Consider the following 22,574-nt stretch of genomic DNA (forward strand, 5'->3'; position numbering starts at 1 on the left):
ATGGTGATCTCCCTTAGAAGCTATTGTTTCCTTATTATCTCTTCATTTGATTTTAAAAAAATAAAAGCACTTTGTTTAAAAACTTGATGTTGAATATAAAATAAATAATCCGCCTGCGTTTCACTAAACTTTGGGCGGATTATTTATTTTAATAAAAGTATAGATTTACGGTTGCGCGTATCCGTTACCTTTTGGAGCTAAATGATATCCCTTACTGTTCGCTTGTGCTCGAGTCATGTAGCGATAATTTTTAGGATTTTTGACTTTCGAATAGTAAAGATTAGAGTCTGAAACGAAACAGTAACCATTTGCAGCTATGGTCCAACCTCCAGAAGTCGTGTAATTACCATTTGAGGAGTTACTTCCACTAGCAGAAGAACCGCCACCTTGGACTTTCCATGCTACCGCACCATACTTCCAGCCCCCTTTTAGAAGACTATTTTGTTCAAACGAATTAGTCGTATAATTATGAGAACCAGACTGCGCGTGAGGGTTATACGCAACGTAAAGATTCACCTTACCCCCAGAATAAAAGGCAGCTTTCCCACCATTATCCCAACGCCATCCCTTATTTACAAGAGTTTGCGCTTCATATTTACTTAAAGTATAATAATGATCTCCACCTGCTGCTTGAGGATTATAGACACGATAGACCGGTTTACCTTGCTTGGCAGCTTGCCAACCAATTCCTTCATAGCTCCAACCTACATTTTGTAGATTGTTCTTTTCTGCTTGGCTTAATGTGTAAAAATGCTCACCTGTGTTATGGTTGTACAAACGATAAACAGGTGAACTCGTAGCTGCATAGGTTTGAGGGGCAGTAATTGCTCCAGCTACGCCTAGCGACAAGAATGCTCCTAGGAATACCAAAAATTTTTTCATAAAATTCTCCTACTAGCTTTTAATGAGGATCAAGTTTTGCTCATTGTTAATTAGTTAATGAATGCTGTATGTTTTACTTTCCAGTCTTCAAGTTTGATAGATACCCAAAATCCATAAATTCCTATAGTAATAACAGAAAGAAGCAACCACTTTATCCAGTTTCCAAAGAGTCCAATGGCTGAGCCATCAAATCTCATCCGGTGACCATTAATAACTGTATGATTAATTTTCCAACCATAAACCATACACAAAGCCCAAGGGTAACATATACCGAAGGTTATGACAGTGATGACTGCTCCTAGTATAGTCCATCCGATAAAACTTAGTAATCCCCCATCAAAAAAGGATTGTCGACCCCATTTAGTTTCGGGCCCATATCCACTATTCATAAAATTCTCCTACTAGCTTTTAACGAGAATCAAGATATTGCTCGTTAATTTGTTAAAAAAATCTATTAGATGCTTTACTACGAATAGTTTTCCTTAGAGAATTAGAAGTTTTAACTCAATCTATTAATTTTTCACACATTTTGGCGAATTTCTCATTTATAATTATACCATTATTATAAAAAAGTTTTAATATTCTCTGGTACTTGCTTTGTAGAGTATTTTTTATTAATCAAGGAGTAAATTTGACAATATTAGAGGTTAATGTTACTATGAGAAGGTAGATTTTGTCATGAGTTAAATGTTTTTTAGATTCACTTTTCGCAAAATAAAATTTACAATTTTGTCGAAAGGAAATAAACATTATGGCAAATGGAACAGTAAAATGGTTTAACGCTACTAAAGGATTCGGTTTTATTACTGATGAAAATGGTAAAGATTTATTCGCTCACTTCTCAGAAATTCAAACTGATGGTTTCAAAACACTTGACGAAGGTCAAAAAGTGGAATTTGATGTTGGAGAAGGTCAACGCGGACCTCAAGCAGTTAACATCACAAAAGCATAAAGACTTATCTAAGAGTTAGATAGAAGGCCGAGACGTTTGTCTTGGCTTTTTTGTATCGATTATGAAATCAAGAAAAATTATTTTACTTAGCGAGTAAGATAAATAGTGTCTTGTCTGATATAAATGTTAAAAAGTATTCTTTTATTTATAAAAATAAACGAGGACTTTATGAAAGAAAGTTTTAATAGTTCTCTTGGGTCTAAGAAAAACTTAAGAGCTAGAACTGTGTTAAGATATTAGATAAAGAGGATAGAAAGGAGGGGTGGTATGCAAATCATTCAAGAATTGCTTGAAACTCTAAAAAGCAATGAGCAGGAGATGATTAATCTAAGGCGCTATTTTCATCAGCATCCTGAGATTTCCTTTCAGGAAAAGGAAACTTCAAAATACATCCAAGAATTTTATAAAACTTTAGATTGTACCCTAACACAAAAAGGAGAAGGGTATGGTTTTGTTGTAGATATAATAGGGGGCAAACCAGGCATAAAAGTTGCTTTAAGGGCTGATTTTGATGCATTGGCGGTTTATGAAGAAAATGATCTTTCTTTTAAATCGCAAAATCCTGGCGTGATGCACGCTTGTGGTCATGATGCGCATACAGCTTACATAATGATTCTGGCAAAGTCATTAATTCAGCTAAAAGAGCAACTTCCTGGATCCATCCGAATTATTCATCAGCCTGCGGAGGAAGTCGCTCCTGGAGGAGCAAAGGGGATGATTGAAGATGGTGCTCTAGAGGGAGTTGATCATGTCTTTGGCGTCCACGTCATGACAGGGATGGAAACTGGAACGATTGCTTTTCATTCCGCCGAGACCCAAACAGGGCGGTCTAACTTTACGATTGAGCTACAGGGTCGGGGAGGGCATGCTGCAATTCCTCAACTTAGTAATGATGCTATCATTGCGGGATGTTATTTCGTAACGCAGCTTCAAACTGTCGTTTCAAGGCGGGTGGATCCTTTTGATACTGCGACCTTAACTATTGGCTCTTTTGATGGAGTAGGAACGTTTAATGCGATTAAAGACAGTGTGACATTAAAAGGTGATGTTCGGGTAATGAAAGAATCTACGCGAGAAATGATTGAGCGCCAAATTAGGCAGATGGCAAAAGGACTGGAGCTGACTTTTGGGGTTTCAACAAAAGTAGAGTACGATAATAACTATCCTGTGCTTTATAACGATGAAAAATTGACAGAATTTCTTGTTGAGATTCTTAAAAAAGAGGAGTTAGCAGACGTCACAGAAGTAGTGGACCTGGGACCACAAACTCCTTCTGAAGATTTTTCGTATTATGGACAGGTAGTGCCTAGTACCTTTTTTTATATTGGGACACATCCAGACGAAGAAGGAGACTATCCTCATCATAGTCCGCGTTTTAAACTCAATGAAAAGAGTTTGCTTATTGCAGCACAGGCTGTAGGCGTAGTTACTTTACACGATTTGTTTAAAAATCAAGATGATCCATCTCAAGTTTAAAAAAACGCTCTTCTTTGCGTTTATCTCCACAAAGTCGATGGCTTTTCCTCTTGTGGCGCAATACTACTTGACCACTCTTCCATGATATAGAAGGTGGCCATGGATTTTAAGTGAGAAGAGGAGCAATTTTAACAAAGAAATGAGCCGACTAACTTACAATTTAGTAAGCGACAAAGGCTTGCCTCAAGTTAGGAGATTATGTTAGAATAATAAATAAAATACACGTTTTAAGAGGAAACTAATGCATAATAAAGGAAGCTTTAAGCACTGTCTCAGCAGATCAATGCAAATCATCGGTTTAATTTTGGTATTTAGAGTGACTAAAAATGCGCTCTTTCATCCAGAGCAGTTTGATCAGGTATTCAGTGAGGTACGGAATGCAACATATCCGATAGTCGGCTCATTGTTAGTTATTGGTACAATTATCAGTTTATGGCTAGCCCTTTCTTTTATTGGTGGCGTGGTTTACTATCTATTTTGCAAATTATGCAATCGGAAGGAATTTTCTACTCCTTAAAAGGATTTTTTAGTGGTTCTTTTTCTTACCTCCCCATAACATTTCCGAACACGTCACTTCATATGATAAAATAAATAAAAAAGCTAATGGAGTGCAAATGATAGTTGATTTTGGAAATGTTTGGGATGCGCTTACTGCTATAGGAACGATGGGAGCTGTGATTATTTCTCTTTATCTCACCAGAAAAGATTACAAAAAAAAGCTGCGGATAGATTATTGGGTATCTTATAAAATACTTTCTGGCGAAAAGTTTCCGATTTGGTGTATTGATGTAACGAATACTGGTGTAATTCCTGTTAAAATTTATGAAATTGGAGTTTATCAGAGAAGTAATTTTTTCAAGAGAAGAAGGAGCATTCCATTTTTAGTTCCGCGAGATTTAGAACAAGAAAGTTCAAAATTGCCTGTTCTCATTCAACCCCAGGAGGATGCGACCTATTTTGTAGCGCAAGAAGAGTGGGCGGAAAGACTACAAGATCTTACGTATTCCGCTAACCAGGTTGCATTTTATGTCATTGATACAACGGGTAAATTATATAAAACGAAATACTTTAAAGTTCATTCCTAAAAATTTTTTCTTTGTAAAGTTTTTTTCTTGACAAAATAAAATTAAAACTTGAAATTTAATCCTTATTTTGATAGAATATTTAAGTATTCGTACAACTTTGGTCTGGCAAACAGTCCAAGGCAGAAAGGAAATTCTAACGATGAAACAAAACATCCATCCAAAGTATCAACCAGTAGTCTTCATGGACACTTCAACTGGTTTCAAATTTTTGACTGGTTCAACTAAAGGTTCTAAAGAAACAATCGAATGGGAAGACGGTAACACATATCCAATGATCCGTGTTGAAATCTCTTCTGATTCACACCCATTCTACACTGGCCGTCAAAAATTCCAAGCAGCAGACGGACGTATTGCCAAATTCGAAAAGAAATACGGCAAACAATAATAAGAATGGTCATTCGACCATTTTTATTTTTGCAAAAGGAAGCTGTCTTTTGGCGGCTTTTTATTATGATAAAGTGGAAAAATAAGATAAAATATAGAAAAAAGTGATTAAAAGATGGGAGAGTATTAAGAATGAAATGGTCTTTAAATGAATTAACAAAGAAAAAACAGATTGAGTTTATAGAAAAACTAAAATTACAAGAGGTACTTGCAACACGGTCTACTGAAGTATTGGATAGTACAGCAGTGGAAACTCAAGGAGAAGTAAGTTATGATGATGGGTTATTTTACCTAAACTATCATCTAAAGACAGTGCTGACGTTGCCTTCGTCGCGCAGTCTTAAACCTGTAGACTATCCTCTGGATGTAGTAGTTAGTGAAATCTTTACGACTCAAGATCATTTGGCTCAAAATCCAGAGTTGCTTGAGAATGATTTAATCATAGTGTTAGAAAAAGAGCTAATCGATTTAGATGAATCGGTAGTAGATAACATTTTATTAGAAATTCCTCTCCAGATTTTGGCAGAAAATGAAGAAAATGAAGCACTTCCTGCGGGTAAATTTTGGTCAGTCCTTACTGAGGAAGACTATCAAAGGCAACAAGAAGAGAAAAAAGTAGAGAAAAAATCGCCATTTTCTGGTTTGGATGGTTTGTTTGATTAGATGAGAGTAATCTCATTTATAGATGACAAGGTGTGGGTAGCTGATGTAACCGTTGTTATAGCAAAAAATATAGCAAAAAGGTTGTAGATAAATTAAATTTATATTATAATAGGATTATAAGATAGAAAATAGACAGTGTTTTTAACAAAGGAGAGAAATATGGCATCAAAAAAGATTTTAATTATTGAGGACGAAAAGAATTTAGCACGCTTCGTCTCTCTTGAATTAGAGCATGAAGGGTATGCAACGGAAATCAAAGATAATGGGCGTGCGGGACTTGAAGAAGCCATTTCTAAAGATTATGACTTGATTTTACTTGACCTGATGTTGCCAGAGTTGGATGGATTTGAAGTCGCTCGTCGTTTGCGTAAGGAAAAAGACACCCCAATTATCATGATGACAGCACGTGACTCAACTATGGACCGCGTGGCTGGTCTTGATATTGGAGCGGATGACTATATTACAAAACCTTTTGCAATTGAAGAACTGTTGGCGCGTGTGCGGGCTTTCTTCCGTCGAGAAGAACATAGCCAAGCAGTAGAGCGAGCTGAAAATACTTCTTTCCGCGATCTTGTGATTGATAAAACAAATCGTACGGTTCACCGTGGAAAAAAAGTTATAGACTTAACACGTCGTGAATATGATCTCCTTTTGACGCTGATGCAAAATGTTGGTGACGTAGTAACTCGTGAGCACTTGGTGTCGCAAGTTTGGGGTTATGAAGAAGGAACGGAAACAAATGTCGTTGATGTTTATATTCGTTACCTCCGTAATAAAATTGATGTGGAAGGTCAAGATAGTTATATTCAAACTGTGCGTGGCTTAGGATATGTAATGCGTGAGCGTAAGTAATCGTAGTTATGATGAAAAAAATATTCACTTTTGATACTAAAAAGAAAACGGTAAAGGAAAGTGCGGCTAAGCGAAGTATTATGCTTAGGTGGGCTTTTGCTAATACCGTTTTTTGTTTTATCACCTTTACTTTATTTGCTACTCTGACTTATCAGCTGACCATCAGCTCATTTATCAGAGAAGAGCAGCGTATTTTGCTGAAGTCAATGGATAGCGTAGACCAGATTTTGGAAGAGTCCAAAGTTCCTTTAGATGCCGATAATTTAAATAATTTTTTTGAATATACGGCACAGATTCAAGGAGATGATACGGGCATGACTCTGACAAGCCTTGTGGGAACACGCAAGGCTTTCTATATCTACGATGTTAATGGCCAGCTGTTATATGCTACAAATCGACATATTTTTGAAAAACAAAATCTGAAAGATAATGAAATTAAAGAGGTGGAAGGCTCCCACCCAGGATTTTTGGTGGAGCGACGCATTATATCAAAATCTACTGGTAAAGTAGTGGGTTATCTTCAGGCCTTCTATGATACAACCACCTATCACCGGATTTCTAATCTTCTTTTGATTGCACTGCTTATTTTGGAAATCGTGGCTTTAATTATTGCGCAAATCATTGGCTATTTCATGGCGAATTATTTTATGAAACCTCTTGAAAAACTCCATCAGGGAATGCAAAAGATGGCGAATAATCCTAAAAATGAATTCGAGCCGATTCTTATAACGAGTGGAGACGAGATTGAGGAGTTAGCAAATGTTTATAACGATATGATGCAGAAGATGAAAGATTATCTGGAGCAACAAAAACGCTTCGTTTCGGATGTTTCCCATGAACTTAGAACACCATTGGCTGTGTTAGATGGTCATATTAATTTGCTAAATCGTTGGGGAAAAAATGATCCTGAGATCCTAGATGAGTCACTTCAAGCGAGTTTGGATGAAGTGCAACGGATGAAGAAAATGTTAGAAGAAATGTTGGCTTTAGCACGCCTTGAAAATGTGGACTTGTCTAGCAGTGAGTTGGACAGTGATGTAAGTAAAGTTTGTCAGCAGGCTGTGAAAAATTTCCAGTTGTTACATGAAGATTTTGAAATCTTATTTGATAATCAATTGGTTTACCCCACTCATGCACGAATCTCTGAAAATCATTATGAACAGGGCTTAAGAATCTTGTTGGATAATGCTGTGAAGTACTCGCCTGATGATCGTAAGAATGTAGTAATCAAACTTACGGAAGATGAGGACTACGTGATCACCAGCGTAACTGATCAAGGGATTGGGATTGCCAAAGAAGATATTGAACATCTTTTTGAACGTTTCTTTAGAGCGGATAAGGCGCGCAATAGGGAGATTGGTGGTACAGGTCTTGGCTTATCAATCTTGGCTCGCCTAGCTGAAAATTATCAAGGTGAGGTTGAAGTTTCTTCTGAACTTGGTAAGGGTTCCACCTTTACTTTAAGATTTCCTAAAATAATGTAATCTGCTAGAAAAGTAGGAGCATTGTTTGGTTTTAGGAGAACGTGTAGATTAAAGAGTTATCGTTAGGGTAACTCTTTTTTTCTTGCCTGTGTCAGGTTATCTAACATGAACAGATAAATAAAATTGCCTTTTCTGGAATTTTATGTTATATTTTATTACATCATTATAAATTCTGAATAAATTGGATAAATTTATTTTGGCGTTCTTTTAAGGAGAGTATTTCTATGGACACAGGCTCAACGGCATTTATTTTAATTTGTGCGGCATTGGTATTTTTGATGACGCCTGCATTAGCATTTTTCTATGGCGGACTTGGACGCCGAAAAAACGTGTTAAACACCATGATGATGTCGCTCGCACCCATGGCTCTGGCTTCTATTTTGTGGGTAATTATCGGCTTCTCATTTTCATTTTCAGGAAGTAATAGTTGGGTTGGTAATTTCAACCATTTGTTTATGAATGGCGTGGATATGGCTAAAAATTCACTTTTTCCTGCTAATCATATTCCAGATGGCCTTTTTTCTTGTTTTCAAATGATGTTCTCGATTATCACAGTAGCTCTAATTACGGGATCTGTTGTTGGAAGAATGAGATTTACACCAATTTTGATTTTTATGACTGCTTGGTTAATTTTAGTTTATTATCCTTTGGCTCATATGGTTTGGGGCGGTGGATTTTTGGCTCAAATTCATGCGATTGACTTTGCAGGTGGAGATGTTGTTCATATTTCAAGTGGGGTGACAGGACTTGTACTTGCGTTAGTACTTGGAAAACGTCGAGATTACGAACGTTTAGATTATCGTCCACATAATATTCCTTTTGTTATTTTGGGCGCTGGTCTCCTATGGTTTGGTTGGTTCGGCTTTAATGCTGGGTCAGCACTTGCTGCCAATGGTGTGGCAATTAATGCTTTTATGACGACTAATACAGCAGCTGCAGCAGCAATGTTTTCATGGATGATTGTTGAAAAAATATTGATTGGTAAACCTTCAATTGTTGGTGCTTGTTCTGGTGCGGTAGTTGGTTTGGTGGCCATTACTCCAGGCGCTGGTTTTGTTTCTCTATGGTCATCATTGATTATTGGTCTTTTGGTTAGTCCTTTGTCATACTTTATGATTTCTGTCGTTAAAAAGAAATTGGGCTATGATGATGCTTTAGATGCATTTGGTTGTCACGGTATTGGCGGAATGTTTGGCGGAATTATGACAGGAATTTTTGCAACGCCGGCTTTGGCACCAGAAAAAGGATACGCTGGTTTGATCTATGGCTCTGGGAAATTACTTTTGGCTAATGTATCTGCGGTTGTCTTCACAGTTATTTTCACTGCTCTTGTGAGTTGGGTCATTATTAAAGTAATTGCCTTGTTTATGCCCATTCGGGTATCTGACCGTGCTGAAGCTATTGGACTTGACGACAGTGAGCACGAAGAAACTGCTTATCCAACCTTCTTAGGTTTGGATTCATAAGATAAGTTTACTGACGGCGCGGTCAGTAAAATTTTTAGGTAAAAGTAAGGAAGAAAAAAATGAAAAAGATTGAAGCCATTATTCGGACAGAAAAATTAGAAGACTTAAAAAAGGCTCTGGGCGATCATGACCTGGTTCATGGAATGACAGTGTCGCAAGTGTTAGGTTTCGGTGAGCAAAAAGGTTTTACTGAATATTTGCGAGGTCAGCGTATCGAAACGACATTGCTCTCTAAAATAAAAATAGAAATTGTCTCTATTGATGAGCATGTCGATGAAATTGTTGAGGTCATCACTCAAGCGGTGAGGACAGGTGAAGTGGGAGATGGAAAGATTTTCATCCAACCGATAGAGCGTGTGGTTCGAATTCGGACAGGAGAGGAAGATCGCCGAGCGTTGTAGATAAAAGAAGTTGACCAGTGGTCAGCTTTTTTATTTCCTAGTTAAAATCTTACTGACAGCTCTGTCAGTAAAGAGGACTGTTGAAAAAAAGGTCAATTAGGGGTAAAATAGATAAGATAAAGTTGGCAGTAGATACCAGCTGATCAATTTGTCTGGCAAGCTTTCAACTTAAAAAGGAATAGAAAATGAAAAAAATAACGAAATTTAAAGATCAAAAAGTCTTAGTGCTAGGATTGGCTCGTTCAGGTATGGCTGCGGCGCTGGTGTTAAATGAATTGGGAGCAATCGTTACGGTTAATGACGGAAAACCATTTGCTGAAAATAAAGAAGCACAACGCCTTTTGGAAGAAGGAATCAAGGTTATTACAGGCAGTCATCCGATTGATTTACTTGATGAAGATTTTGCATTGATGGTTAAAAATCCAGGTATTCGTTATGATAATCCGATGGTTGAGCGTGCTGAAGCCCTCCATATTCCAGTAATCACTGAGGTAGAACTTGCTTATCTAATCAGCGAGGCGCCAATCATTGGGATTACGGGGACAAATGGCAAAACGACGACTACAACTTTGATTGCTGATATGCTCAATACTGATGGTCAGTCTGCTAAATTGTCAGGTAACATCGGCTTTCCAGCCTCAGAAGTTGCTGACAAAGCTGTCAGTACGGATACGCTGGTCATGGAACTCTCAAGTTTTCAATTGATGGGAATTGAGACTTTCCGTCCAAAAATTGCGATGATCACTAATCTTTTTTCTGCTCATTTAGATTATCATGGCTCACAAGAAGCTTATGAAGCAGCAAAATGGCGTATCCAAGAGAACATGACGGCTGATGATTATTTAATTTTGAATTTTAATCAGGAAAAGTGTCGTCGTCTTGCTGACCAAACAAAAGCCACTGTTGTGCCTTTTTCAACCAAAGAGCAGGTAGCTGGCGCTTATGCCAAAGAGGGCAATATTTACTATCATGATGAACTCATTATGAAAGTTGCTGACCTTGCTTTGCCAGGAGAACATAACTTGGAGAACGCGTTAGCAGCGCTCGCTGCTGCAAAATTACGCGGCACGAAAAACGAAGCAATTGTGGAAGTCTTGACCACTTTTGCTGGTGTTAAACATCGTTTGCAATACCTCGGCGAAGTCCAAGGACGCAAAGTTTATAATGACAGCAAAGCGACCAATATCTTGGCCACACAAAAAGCACTTTCAGGCTTTGACAACAGTAAGCTTTGGCTTTTAGCAGGAGGCCTTGATCGTGGCAATGGCTTTGAAGCGTTAGAAAAAGACTTGGAAGGTTTGAAGGGGATGGTTGTGTTTGGCGAAACTGCAGCGAAACTTGAAGCAACCGCTCAAAAGCTTAATCTTACAGTAATGAAGAGCGAAAATGTCGCTACGGCTTTGCAAGAAATCTTCCCGAAAACTTCAGTAGGTGATACGATTTTACTCAGCCCTGCTTGTGCAAGTTGGGATCAGTATAAAACCTTCGAAGAACGTGGAGACTTGTTCATTAACACTTTTGAAGCCATAAAAAGTAAAAAGGCTTAAGCGTTAAGAAAATCAAAGTTGTAGAATAGTTTTCTTTTAACTAAAAGTTACTGACAGAGTGGTCAGTAAGCTATTTTTAAAGAAAAACGAGTTTTGAGTTAAACTCAATATCCCCAACCTTATTGGAGAAAAATAAATATGCGAATCATCATTACAGGCGGCGGTACAGGCGGCCATATTTACCCAGCGCTTGCTTTTTTAAAGTATTTAAAACAAGAAGAACCAGATACTGAGGTTCTCTATATTGGAACCAAAAAAGGACTAGAAGCGAAAATTGTCCCCGCAGCAGGAATTGAATTGAAAACGGTAGATATTCAAGGATTGCGTCGCTCACTAAGCCCTCAAAATCTCAAAACAGCTTATAAATTTGTAAAGTCCGTTTCTGATGCTAAAAAAATTATGAGAGCATTTAAACCAGATGTGGTGTTGGGAACTGGTGGTTATGTGGCGGGTCCAGTAGTTTATGCCGCAGCGCAGTTGAAAATTCCAACAATTATTCACGAAGGAAACTCCTTCCCAGGAATTACCAATCGTTTTTTGGCCAAACGTGTCGATAAAATTGCTGTAGGTTTTCACGCCGCACAAGAGTACTTCCCTGCTGAAAAAACGACTTTTACAGGAAATCCTCGCGCACAAGAAGTGGCAGATGCCGCTTCACAAGTTGAAAAATTTGAACAGCCTACCGTTGTTATTTTTGGTGGTTCTCGTGGTGCTTTGCAACTTAACAAAGCTTTCATTGAAGCATTGCCAGAACTGGCTAAACGTCCTTTTAAGACTGTTTATGCGTCAGGCGAAATTTACTACGATGATTACAAAGCTATTTTTGAGCAATATAAAACGGCGGCTAACCTGGATATTCGCCCTTACATTAATAATATGACCGAACTTTTAAGTAAGAGTCATCTCTTTTTAGGACGTTCTGGCTCAACCACCATTGCAGAAGTGACCGCTCTTGGTTTACCAGCAATTTACGTCCCAAGCCCTAACGTAACTGCTGACCAACAAACCAAAAATGCGCAAGAATATGTTGATCAAGGCGCGGCTCAGATTATTCCTGATGGCGAACTGACTGGGGAGCGCTTGGTGGAGGCTATATCAGCGATTCTTGAAGACAATGAAAGTTACCAAAAAATGCAAGCTGCAAGCCGCAAAGCAGGTGTTCCTGATGCAAGTGAACGCCTTTACCAACTTGTGAAAGAAATAAGTCGATGAGTGAAAATGAAAATAAATTAACCCCTTGGCAAGAAAAAAATCTTGAATATCAGCGCCGTAAAGCAGCAGAAAAGAAATTAGAAGAAGAAAAAAATACGCCGAAGAAGAGTCGTTTTACTTCGCCTTTTCAAAAGAAAGAAGCTTCTGCGACGACCTCGGAAACTAACGAAGTGGAAAGCTCTGATGAAGCCCTGTCTGAAGAAGAAGCTACATCTGCTCCATCAGCAAGCCAAGAAGAAATTATTTTTTCAAAATTAGAACAAACTGCTGAGGAAGTTGAAGAATTACGTAAGCCCCGCCGTTCTTTCTTTGCGGGTTCAGGTCAGGTTTTTAAAAAATTGTGGCCTGCTTTTGTGATTGCTTTGCTTGTTTTTTTAGGAGCAGTCTATGCGGTATCACCTTTAAGCAAGATAGGGAGTTTCACAGTTTCCGGCAACAAAAGCGAGACACCAGAGCAAGTTGCTGTCGCCTCTCAACTTAAAACTGGAGATAGCATATTTAGTATTTTAAGAAATAAAGAGCTTATTGCAACAAAGATTGAAAAAGAATTTCCTCGAATTGCTTCGGTTAACATCACCTTTCGGTTTCCCAACCATTTTGAAGCTGTTGTAACGGAGTATTCTAATAGTGCTTATGTGAAACGCAATGATAAGGACTATATTGTCTTGAGTAACGGTTATGTCATTCCAACACCTGTTGATACTTCAAAACTTGAGAAGCTCCCTGTTTTACAGGATTTTTCAGATGAGCAAGTGAAGCTTTTTGTCAAAGCTTCTGAAAAACTCAAACCAGAGTTAAGAGCGCTCATGACCACGGTCACAAAGACGCCAACAGATGCGACACCGGACTTTATTGCGATTGATATGAGTGATGGCAACCAAGTGCGTGTTCCGCTCAGCCAAATGTCTGAAAAGCTCCCTTATTATCCGAGTATCGCGAAACAAATTGAAGCGCCACAAGTAGTTGATATGGAAGCAAGTATCTATACAAAACCAAAAGAAGCCTATCAGGCTTATCTCTCCCAACTTTCCTCTTCAAAAGCAGCTGCCTCTTCAGCAAAAGAGAAGAAAACAACAGAAAGTTCTACAGATACAACAGAAGCCTCAACTACCACCGCTTCAGAATAAAAGTAAAAGTGATAAATCTTCTTTATCACTTTTTATTATAAGGCAGGCTATAAAAACAACAGATAAAATGCTATAATAGAGAGCACGCATTTTTGTGAATAGTAAGGATTAGAGTAATTTCTAAGCGTATGATCTATTAGAAATTAGCGCAGTGCGACGGGGAGTGAAGGTTTTGTCTTCATCCTCGCTCAATCCGTTTTCTTAATCTATCCCTTTTTGAGAAAGGCAGATGAAGAAAATGACGAAATATTAAAGAGAATTTAGAGGAGAAACTGTATGTCTTTATTTTTAGATACAGCACGAATTGAGGTAAAAGCAGGTAAAGGTGGCGATGGAGCCGTTGCTTTTCGTCGTGAAAAATATGTTCCAGATGGTGGACCTGCCGGTGGTGACGGGGGAAAAGGCGGTTCTGTCATTTTTAAAGTTGATGAAGGAATGTCAACTTTAATGGATTTCCGTTATAACCGTATTTTCCGTGGTAAACCAGGTGAAAAAGGGATGAACAAAGGAATGCACGGTCGTGGAGCCGAAGATTTGATTGTTCATGTTCCTCAAGGAACGACCGTTAAAGATAACGAAACTGGTGATGTTTTAGTTGACTTGATTGAAAAAGATCAAGAGTTTGTAGTTGCTAAAGGCGGTCGCGGTGGTCGTGGAAATATTCGTTTTGCCACACCACGTAACCCAGCACCTGAGGTGGCAGAAAATGGCGAACCAGGAGAAGATAAAATTCTACTTTTGGAACTTCGTGTTTTAGCAGATGTTGGTTTAGTTGGTTTCCCATCTGTTGGTAAATCAACGTTACTATCCGTTGTTTCAAATGCGCGTCCTAAAATCGGCGCTTACCACTTCACAACCATCACTCCTAATATCGGAATGGTTCAAGTCGGTTATGGAGATAGCTTTGTTATGGCAGATATGCCAGGATTGATTGAAGGCGCACATTCTGGTGCAGGACTGGGAATTCAATTCTTGCGCCATATTGAACGTACACGCGTTCTTCTTCATGTTCTTGATATGTCAGAACTTGAAGGCCGCGATCCATACGAAGATTACAAAACAATCAATGATGAATTAGAATCTTACAATTTACGTTTGATGGAACGTCCACAAATTATTGTTGCCAACAAAATGGATATGCCAGAAGCTGCCGAACGTTTAGCTGAATTTAAAGAAAAATTAGCTGCTGATTTAGGTCCTGATCAAGAAATGCCTGAAATTTTTGAAGTTTCTGGTTTGACTAAAACAGGGCTTCAAGGTTTACTTGCACGCACAAGTGAATTACTTGCACAAACACCAGAATTCTTACTTTATGACGAAGATGAATTAGCGGATGAAACAGCTTATTATGGCTTTGAGGAAGAAGAAAAACCATTTAAAGTTTCACGTGATGATGATGGTGGCTGGCGTTTGTCTGGTGAGAAGATTGAAAAACTCTTTATCATGACTAACTTTGACCACGATGAATCAGTCATGAAATTTGCTCGCCAAATGCGCGCGATGGGTGTTGACGAAACACTGCGTTCAATGGGAGCCAAGGATGGCGATTATGTACGCATTCAAAAATTTGAGTTTGAATTCGTAGATTAATTCAAGTAATTTGGGAGAACAATAATGGGATTTAAGATTATTGGTGACCGAGATAAAGACGGAAATTTTATTGCTTCAGCGGACTATTGGACGGATGAACGTATCGATGCGTTATTAAAAAAATATAATCCGCATGGGAAATTAACTTTGTCAAAAGCTCAACAAACAAAAAATGATGAAAAAAAGACTGATTAAGCAGTCTTTTTATTTTTATATTTACTGACAGTTCTATCAGTGCGCTGAGGGTCTGATCAGTTCTTGGAAAACCACTTTGTTTACTGTGGCAGAGGCCTCCGCAACCTTATAAAGAGCATTGCGTTGAAGGCTTTGAACGTGAAGGCTTAAGCTTGCGTGGCTATGTTTTGGTAGATTCTCTGTGATAATTTTATTAGGATTAAAGTCAATATCATCGGGCAGAAGCGAAAGCACAGCTGCTTTATGATAGGTTTTGGTTTGGATGGATTGTTGAGCAATGTGAAAACTAATGGCTTCAGGCTCTGACGGGCCTGTCAGTGACTGAGGAAATCCCGCCAGTAAGGCATTGAAACAAAGATCCTGTCCAAAATTTATCTGCTTCGTTTTCAGGTGGTCAAGCTCGTTTTGTAATAATTCTTTTGCTTGATTAAATGTTAAATTGGGTTGGTAAAAAAATTTTTTACGAATCCGATTTGTGATTTGTTCAAATCCTGTAATTCCTACGACAAAGCCAGCAGGACTTGTTTCAAATTTTTTAAAATGACTTTGGGTCATATTATCTGCTGTGGTGATTTGTCCATCAGAGATGACGCTGATAAAGTCAGGCATCATGACCAAATTAAGAAAACTCATAGAAAATATTCTTTCCTATTACTGACAGACTTGTCAGTAATTTTTTTGCTAAATTTTTTATTTTCTTGTACGAACGAACATTGCATCACCAAAACTAAAGAAACGATAGCGTTCATCAATCGCATGTTGGTAAGCTTCTAAAACAAAATCACGCCCAGCAAAAGCGGCAACTAGCATAACCAATGTTGACTTAGGTAAATGGAAATTTGTGTTAAAAGCATCGACCACTTTCCAGTCATAGCCTGGTTTGATAAAAATATCAGTCCAGCCTGAGTCAGCTTGAATATCGCCATCGAATTTACTTCCGATTGTTTCTAGAGTACGAATGGACGTTGTTCCACTAGCTACAATTTTTCCACCGGCAGCTTTTACAGCACGCAATTCAGCAGCAGCTTCTTCGGTTAAGCGATAAAACTCACTGTGCATATGATGCTCATCCACGTTATCAACACTGACCGGTCGGAAAGTACCCAAACCAACGTGAAGGGTTAACTCGACGATTTTTACCCCTTTAGCGGCAATTTTTTCCAAAAGCTCAGGGGTGTAATGTAAACCAGCAGTGGGGGCAGCAGCTGAACCGTTTTCTTTAGCGTAAACTGTTTGATAACGTTCTTGATCTTCCAATTGTTCGTGAATATAGGGTGGGAGGGGCATTTCACCTAGGCTTTCCAGGATTTCAAGGAAAATCCCTTCATACTTAAACTCTACAATACGACCACCGTGTTCTAAAAGCTCAAGCACGACAGCTTTCAAGCGCCCATCACCAAAAGTTACTTCTTCGCCAACTTTCATTTTACGCGCAGGTTTAGCAAGGGTTTCCCAACGATTTCCGCCCAAGTCTTTGAGCAAAAGGAGTTCGATATGTCCTCCCGTATGAGCGCGCTCACCATGAAGACGCGCAGGCAGTACCCGTGTATTGTTTAAAACAAGCGCATCTCCTGCATTAAGTTCATCAATAATATCATAAAAATGCTTGTCTTGAAGTCCATGATCCTTAGGATCTAAAACCAGAAGACGAGATTCTGAACGTTTTTCTAAAGGGGTTTGAGCAATGAGTTCCTCTGGTAAATCAAAGTCAAAATCATTTATATTCATCTTTTTATTTATACTCCATTCTTTATTCGTTACTACATTTTTATCATCTGAGCAGTTGGTCTGGTAAAAATTTTCCTGTTTCAAATGACAACTCGACTTTAATTATAGCACTTTTTTTACGAAGACAATGAAATCTTTTTTGATAGCAGCCATGCTTTAAAAATATAAAAAGCGCAGTGCCCGCTAAGCCTTAATAAGATTAGAAACGCTTCTAATATTACGTAAGAATAAAACGCGTAATTTTTTCAGTACAAAATTTCCATTTTATGTCTTCGTTTGTAGTAGAATAATATTAAATTGATGTAATATTTAACATACGGTTTAATGGAGAAAAAACGAATGAAAAAGAAGTCGATCTTATTGACAATTGGGACAGTCTCATTGTTAAGTGGAGGAGCAATTCTAGTCAATCAATCCCCCACCCCCCTTTGGGGAACTAAAGTTTATGCAGCAACGACAAGAGAAGTGACAGTATTACCCACTAACTTTTTAGAGTACTTTCAACGAAATGGCTCAGCAGCAAATTTTGCCTACGATACTACAACTTATACTCAAACCCTTACTTCAAATACAGTGAATCAATCTGGTAATGTGACCTTAAAAACGAAGATTGACATGGCAGAAGATTTTAGCTTCACGGGATTGGTAAATTTGGGGGATAAGTCCAGTGCCCAAGGGGGTGCAGACGGAATCGGCTTCCTGTTTCACCCAGGCAATACCAATGATGTGGGGAGCACAGGAGCTGGTCTTGGGATTGCTTCTTTGACAGGAGCCTTTGGTTTTAAATTAGACACTTACTATAACGGTACACCTTCCTCTGGCGCACTAGCTGACCCCCAACAATACGCCAATGGTCAATCTTTTGGTGCCTTTGTAGACGGAACAACAGGTACAGCTGTGACGCAATCAGCTGGTTCACAAGCCATTGCACAACCTACAAATAATACTTTTATTCCATTTACAATTACGTATACTGGAGCGACTAAAATGATGACCGTGACTTACAATAATCAAACGTGGTCCCGGAATGTATCGGATTGGATTGGCAATAACACCTCAATGTCCTTTGCTATAGCGGCTTCTACAGGCGCTTATCGGAACTTGCAACAGTTACGTAATATCGTATTTAGCTACACCGTTGCCCAAGGTACGGTTACTGCTAATTATGTGGATGAAGCAGGAAATCCCATAGCTGATCCTATCACAACAAATGGTGATATTGCGACAGCTTATACAACACAACAACAAGAAATTCCTGGATATACTTTTAAAGAAGTCACAGGTGCCTCGACTACCGGAAGCTATACCCCCAATGATCAAGTGGTTAATTACGTCTATACACGTAACCAAGGGACAATAGATGTAACTTATTATGATGACGTAACAGGACAAATTTTAAGTACCAAGCCCTTGTCCGGCAACACTAACGATCCTGCAAATTATAGCACCGCGGACACTATTCAAAGTTACCTTAATCAAGGGTATGAATTAGTTTCCGATAATTATCCTGCTGATGCTCATTTTACAGATGACCCACAACACTTTGAAGTCCACTTAACACATGAAAAGGTCCAAACCACGGAACAAAAAGAAGTCAATGAAACTATTCATTATGTTATTGAGGACAATGCAGTAACAGCTCCTGTGGACTATATTGCGACTCCGATTACCTTTAGCCGTTCAGTAACCACAGATAAAGTGACGGGGCAAGCCACTTATGGAGCATGGCAAGCAGATGGAGCAACAAGCTTTGCAGCTGTAAATTCACCCACAGTGACAGGTTATACCCCTGATTCTAAAGTGATTGCTGAAATTTCAAATATCACGGCAGATACAGCAGACATTGTCAAAACAGTCACTTATAAGCGTAATCAAGGGACCATCACAGTTAATTATTTTGATGATGTAACTGGCGAACGCTTAACAACAAAAGAGTTAACTGGTGGAACAGGTGATTCAGTAGATTACACCACTGCAGAAACAATTCAAAGCTATCTGGAACAGAATTATGAGAAAGTTTCTGATGCTTACACAGCGGCTGGCGATGTTAAATTTACAGATACACCGCAAGTTTTCGAGGTCCATTTGACCCATGCTACTGATAGTACAACTGAGCAAAAAGTAGTGAACGAAAAAATTCACTATGTTTATGACGATGGCAGCCCAGCGGCAACGGATTATGAAGCACTTCCGATTAGCTTCACGCGCACAGTTACTACAGATAAGGTAACAGGTAAGGTTACCTATGGAGCGTGGCAAGCAGATAATGGAACAAGTTTTTCAGCAGTAAGCTCACCAAAAATAACTGGTTACACCCCTAGCCAACAAGTGATTTCAGAAATCACTGGAATTACAGCTGATACACCAAATATTGAAAAAATAGTAGTCTATCGGAAGAATCCACCAATTATTGTGCCACCGGTTATACCAGATATTCCAGCTATACCACAATTCCCAGATCAACCTGAGGTTCCGACTTTACCACAGATTCCAACGGTACCGCAACTCCCTGATCTTCCCAATATCCCCGGAAGACCGAGTGTACCTGTGAGTTCGACGTCAACACCTTCTACAGAAATCCGGAAGGAATATCCCACTGTTAAAATCTCACAAACGCAGCACGCTTCTACCACACCAGTTACTTCGAAAAGTGTGACGAAAGAACAATTGCCAAGTACAGGAGAGAGTAGTCGTTATCGTTTACTGTCAATCTTAGGAGGGATGATTGTTCTCGTTGGAGCATTGCTTCTTATCTTAAACCGAAGAAAAAAACAATAAACTTGGAGTGATGAACACAAAAAAAGAAGTTGATTCAACTTCTTTTTTTATAGCTTTTACAAAGGCGTTGATAAGGAGCCTTCTTCATCTAGCTCATCTAGCAGTGCCATCAATGCTTGTAAATTCTCACCGATAATTGTATTTTTAAGGTAGGCATATTGGACATAAAAAATTTGTTTATCCTCTGGGATAAGTGGGATTTTAACAATACTTTCCATATCAGAAAAAGGGAGAAAATCGGTCATTAAAGTGATTCCTACGTCGGATTTGACCAGTTGACCGATAGTTTGGATATCGGAAAAATTTAGCAAAATTTTTGCTTTTCTTTTATATTTATCATTGAGATTTTTAAAGGCTTCCATATGAACGAAACTTTCGTCGAGAAGAATGAAGGGATATTCCAATGCTTCTTCAAAAGAAATTTCTTTACGGCTAGCTAAAGGATTCTCCTTAGATACAAAAATGTAAAATTCTCGTTTGTAAAGGCGCTTAACTTCTAAATTGGGTAATGACAATGGGGTGATACTACCAATCAGACTAAAGTCGATGTGTCCGCTTAGAAGTTTCGATAATAATTCTTCAGAACCACCTGAAATCAAGTCAAAATGAGCAAGAAAAGAAATGGCCTCTTTTTTTTGTAAGAGTTGGGAAAGGATTTTTGCTCGAATGATAGGAGGGAAGCCCACATGGAGCTGACGATTTTTGGAGTGTTCAATGGCGCGTTGTGTCAGTGCCAGTTCATCCAAGATATTTTCAATATGTGTTTTGAGGATTTTTCCTTCATTTGTTAAAACCACAGTACGATGGGATCGATCCTTATATATTAAATCACAGTTATAATATTGTTCCAATCTTTTTACAGCGTAGGTAATAGTTGGCTGACTGACACCGAAATAGTTGGATACAGCGGTGAAGGAAAGAAGGTCCCCGAGGGCGTTAAAATACTCGAAATCATGCAAGTTCATTGGTTTAAGAGCTCCTTTTATGTTTTATATTTTAACATAAAAAGTTACTTTTGTTATAAGTGAAATTTATTATAACACTATAATTTGACTATAATTTTTTATAAGTATTAAAATACGTCTTGTAAGAAAACTTATATTATCATTTATTTGGAGGACGTACACATGCGTGCACATGAAATATTAAATAACCCTTTTATGAATAAAGGAACAGCCTTTACAGAGGCAGAACGTCAAGAACTTGGCTTAATTGGTCTTTTGCCCCCTTATGTTCAAACCATTGAAGAACAAGCGGCTCAAGCTTATGAACATTACCTTACAAAACCATCAGATCTTGAAAAACGTCATTTCCTTATGGAAATTTTCAATACAAATCGTACATTATTCTACTATTTGTTCAACCAACATATCGTAGAATTTAACCCGATTGTTTATGATCCAGTTATCGCTGAAACTATTGAAAACTACAGCCATCTTTTCGTAGATCCACAATATGCGGCTTATTTGGACATTAATCATCCAGAAAATATTGAAGCTACATTGAAAAATGCTGCTGGTGATCGTAACATCCGCTTGATTGTTGTGACTGATGCTGAAGGAATCTTGGGTATTGGTGACTGGGGTACACAAGGTGTAGATATTTCTGTCGGAAAACTTATGATTTATACAGCAGCAGCAGGTATCGATCCCGCCTCTGTTTTACCAATCGTGATTGATGCAGGAACAAATCGCAAAGAACTTTTGGAAGATCCAATGTACTTAGGTAATCGTCATGAACGTGTTTATGGTGACACTTATTACAACTTTGTTGATCAATTCGTAAATACTGCGGAAGAGATGTTCCCTAAATTGTACTTGCACTGGGAAGATTTCGGTCGTTCAAACGCCGCAACGATTCTTGATAAATACAAAAAAGTTATCCCAACATTCAACGACGACATTCAAGGAACTGGTATCGTTGTGTTAGGTGGTATCTTTGGTTCACTTGACATCACTGGTGAAAAATTGACCGATCAAATCTACCTTTGCTATGGTGGTGGATCTGCCGGTGCTGGGATTGCTGCCCGTGTTCATGCTGAAATGGTCAGCGAAGGCCTTTCAGAAGAAGAAGCTTACAAACACTTCTTCATGATGGACAAACAAGGTCTTTTGTTTGATGATATGGAAGACTTGACTCCTGCCCAAAAACCATTTGCTAAAAAACGCGCTGACTTCGCTAATGCTGGTGATATGACAAACCTTGAAAATGTCATTAAAGTGTCTAAAGCAACGATTCTTGTCGGGACTTCAACAGATGCTGGTGCCTTCACGAAAGAAGTTGTTGAAGCAATGTGTGCGAATACAGAACGTCCAGTTATCTTCCCAATTTCAAACCCAACCAAAAAACTTGAAGCGACTGCGCAACAAGTGATTGAATGGTCTGATGGTAAAGCCTTTGTTGCAACTGGTGTCCCTTCTGGAACAATTTCATACAAAGGGGTAGACTACCAAATTGGTCAAGCGAATAACGCTTTGATTTATCCTGGTTTGGGTCTTGGTATGTTGGCTTCTGAAGCAACACTATTGACTGATGAAATGATTGGTGCTGCGGCTCACTCACTCAGTGGTTTGGTTGATCCTGGTGCTGCAGGTGCTCCTGTCCTTCCTCCATTTGAATATGTTGCTAAAGTCTCTATCAAAGTGGCTGAAGCTGTAGCTAAAATGGCTCAAGAACAAGGTTTGGCTCGTGCTGAAGAACAAGATATGGCTAAAGCTGTACGTGATCTTAAATGGGAACCAAAATACTAAGA

General features: G+C 38.7%; 22 protein-coding genes. 17 read left to right on the forward strand and 5 right to left on the reverse strand.

Annotation, left to right across the window (positions count from 1 at the left end; genetic code table 11):
• Positions 1–165: 165 nt before the first annotated feature.
• Together JKP71_RS04390 and JKP71_RS04395 are read right to left on the reverse strand one after the other, a co-directional pair.
• Positions 166–882: a glycoside hydrolase, family 25 gene (locus JKP71_RS04390; RefSeq protein WP_231097857.1), complete on the reverse strand. Its 717-nt coding sequence runs from the start codon at positions 880–882 to the stop codon at positions 166–168.
• A 50-nt stretch (positions 883–932) separates the two neighbouring features.
• Entirely contained in the window at positions 933–1,271 is a 339-nt protein-coding gene (locus tag JKP71_RS04395; RefSeq protein ID WP_075525425.1) for a DUF898 family protein, read from the reverse strand.
• Positions 1,272–1,633: 362 nt separating this feature from the next.
• On the opposite strand from JKP71_RS04395, the gene JKP71_RS04400 reads away from it, so the two are divergent.
• From JKP71_RS04400 to JKP71_RS04470, 15 genes are all read left to right on the forward strand, one after another.
• A complete protein-coding gene (locus tag JKP71_RS04400) occupies positions 1,634–1,834 on the forward strand; it encodes a cold-shock protein (RefSeq protein ID WP_075525426.1) in 201 nt (66 codons plus the stop codon).
• A 267-nt stretch (positions 1,835–2,101) separates the two neighbouring features.
• Positions 2,102–3,310, forward strand: coding sequence for an amidohydrolase (locus JKP71_RS04405; RefSeq protein ID WP_200407166.1), 1,209 nt, complete (start codon positions 2,102–2,104; stop codon positions 3,308–3,310).
• A gap of 241 nt (positions 3,311–3,551) precedes the next feature.
• Positions 3,552–3,827 carry a hypothetical protein gene (locus tag JKP71_RS04410; protein WP_200407167.1) on the forward strand — a complete coding sequence of 92 codons (276 nt, stop codon included), beginning with the start codon at positions 3,552–3,554 and terminating at the stop codon, positions 3,825–3,827.
• 97 nt (positions 3,828–3,924) lie between these two features.
• Complete coding sequence (locus JKP71_RS04415; protein WP_200407168.1) at positions 3,925–4,395, forward strand: hypothetical protein; 471 nt, start codon at positions 3,925–3,927, stop codon at positions 4,393–4,395.
• A gap of 139 nt (positions 4,396–4,534) precedes the next feature.
• A complete protein-coding gene (locus JKP71_RS04420; protein WP_075525430.1) occupies positions 4,535–4,780 on the forward strand; it encodes a type B 50S ribosomal protein L31 in 246 nt (81 codons plus the stop codon).
• A gap of 131 nt (positions 4,781–4,911) precedes the next feature.
• The gene (locus JKP71_RS04425; RefSeq protein ID WP_075525431.1) at positions 4,912–5,442 is read left to right on the forward strand and encodes a DUF177 domain-containing protein; all 531 of its coding nucleotides are present in this window, start codon (positions 4,912–4,914) and stop codon (positions 5,440–5,442) included.
• A 159-nt stretch (positions 5,443–5,601) separates the two neighbouring features.
• Positions 5,602–6,294, forward strand: coding sequence for a response regulator transcription factor (locus tag JKP71_RS04430; RefSeq protein ID WP_075525432.1), 693 nt, complete (start codon positions 5,602–5,604; stop codon positions 6,292–6,294).
• Between the two features lie 11 nt (positions 6,295–6,305).
• Complete coding sequence (locus JKP71_RS04435) at positions 6,306–7,778, forward strand: HAMP domain-containing sensor histidine kinase (protein WP_200407332.1); 1,473 nt, start codon at positions 6,306–6,308, stop codon at positions 7,776–7,778.
• Between the two features lie 224 nt (positions 7,779–8,002).
• A complete protein-coding gene (locus JKP71_RS04440) occupies positions 8,003–9,244 on the forward strand; it encodes an ammonium transporter (protein WP_200407169.1) in 1,242 nt (413 codons plus the stop codon).
• A 59-nt stretch (positions 9,245–9,303) separates the two neighbouring features.
• The gene (locus tag JKP71_RS04445; RefSeq protein WP_075525435.1) at positions 9,304–9,645 is read left to right on the forward strand and encodes a P-II family nitrogen regulator; all 342 of its coding nucleotides are present in this window, start codon (positions 9,304–9,306) and stop codon (positions 9,643–9,645) included.
• Between the two features lie 185 nt (positions 9,646–9,830).
• On the forward strand, positions 9,831–11,192 hold the full coding sequence (murD, locus tag JKP71_RS04450; protein WP_200407170.1) for a UDP-N-acetylmuramoyl-L-alanine--D-glutamate ligase: 1,362 nt from the start codon (positions 9,831–9,833) through the stop codon (positions 11,190–11,192).
• A gap of 138 nt (positions 11,193–11,330) precedes the next feature.
• Positions 11,331–12,404 carry an undecaprenyldiphospho-muramoylpentapeptide beta-N-acetylglucosaminyltransferase gene (murG, locus tag JKP71_RS04455; RefSeq protein WP_075525437.1) on the forward strand — a complete coding sequence of 358 codons (1,074 nt, stop codon included), beginning with the start codon at positions 11,331–11,333 and terminating at the stop codon, positions 12,402–12,404.
• Positions 12,401–13,531, forward strand: a complete 1,131-nt coding sequence (locus JKP71_RS04460; protein WP_200407171.1) for a cell division protein FtsQ/DivIB — start codon at positions 12,401–12,403, stop codon at positions 13,529–13,531. The genes murG and JKP71_RS04460 overlap by 4 nt, the downstream gene beginning before the upstream one ends.
• Positions 13,532–13,807: 276 nt before the next feature.
• On the forward strand, positions 13,808–15,121 hold the full coding sequence (gene obgE / locus JKP71_RS04465) for a GTPase ObgE (protein WP_200407172.1): 1,314 nt from the start codon (positions 13,808–13,810) through the stop codon (positions 15,119–15,121).
• Between the two features lie 24 nt (positions 15,122–15,145).
• The gene (locus tag JKP71_RS04470; protein WP_075525440.1) at positions 15,146–15,316 is read left to right on the forward strand and encodes a hypothetical protein; all 171 of its coding nucleotides are present in this window, start codon (positions 15,146–15,148) and stop codon (positions 15,314–15,316) included.
• A gap of 36 nt (positions 15,317–15,352) precedes the next feature.
• On the opposite strand, the gene JKP71_RS04475 is transcribed toward JKP71_RS04470, so the two are convergent.
• Positions 15,353–15,949 (reverse strand): hypothetical protein, encoded by a 597-nt coding sequence (locus JKP71_RS04475; RefSeq protein ID WP_075525441.1) that lies wholly within the window; start codon positions 15,947–15,949, stop codon positions 15,353–15,355.
• 57 nt (positions 15,950–16,006) lie between these two features.
• Positions 16,007–17,044, reverse strand: a complete 1,038-nt coding sequence (queA, locus tag JKP71_RS04480; RefSeq protein ID WP_075525442.1) for a tRNA preQ1(34) S-adenosylmethionine ribosyltransferase-isomerase QueA — start codon at positions 17,042–17,044, stop codon at positions 16,007–16,009.
• A 339-nt stretch (positions 17,045–17,383) separates the two neighbouring features.
• Between queA and JKP71_RS04485 the strand changes: the two genes are divergently transcribed.
• Positions 17,384–19,822 (forward strand): lectin-like domain-containing protein, encoded by a 2,439-nt coding sequence (locus JKP71_RS04485; RefSeq protein WP_200407173.1) that lies wholly within the window; start codon positions 17,384–17,386, stop codon positions 19,820–19,822.
• Positions 19,823–19,878: 56 nt separating this feature from the next.
• On the opposite strand, the gene JKP71_RS04490 is transcribed toward JKP71_RS04485, so the two are convergent.
• Positions 19,879–20,787: a LysR family transcriptional regulator gene (locus tag JKP71_RS04490; protein WP_075525445.1), complete on the reverse strand. Its 909-nt coding sequence runs from the start codon at positions 20,785–20,787 to the stop codon at positions 19,879–19,881.
• A gap of 162 nt (positions 20,788–20,949) precedes the next feature.
• Between JKP71_RS04490 and JKP71_RS04495 the strand changes: the two genes are divergently transcribed.
• A complete protein-coding gene (locus tag JKP71_RS04495; protein WP_200407174.1) occupies positions 20,950–22,572 on the forward strand; it encodes a malolactic enzyme in 1,623 nt (540 codons plus the stop codon).
• Positions 22,573–22,574: the final 2 nt, after the last annotated feature.

The sequence above is a fragment of the Lactococcus taiwanensis genome (assembly GCF_014905395.1).
Lineage (GTDB): Bacteria > Bacillota > Bacilli > Lactobacillales > Streptococcaceae > Lactococcus > Lactococcus taiwanensis.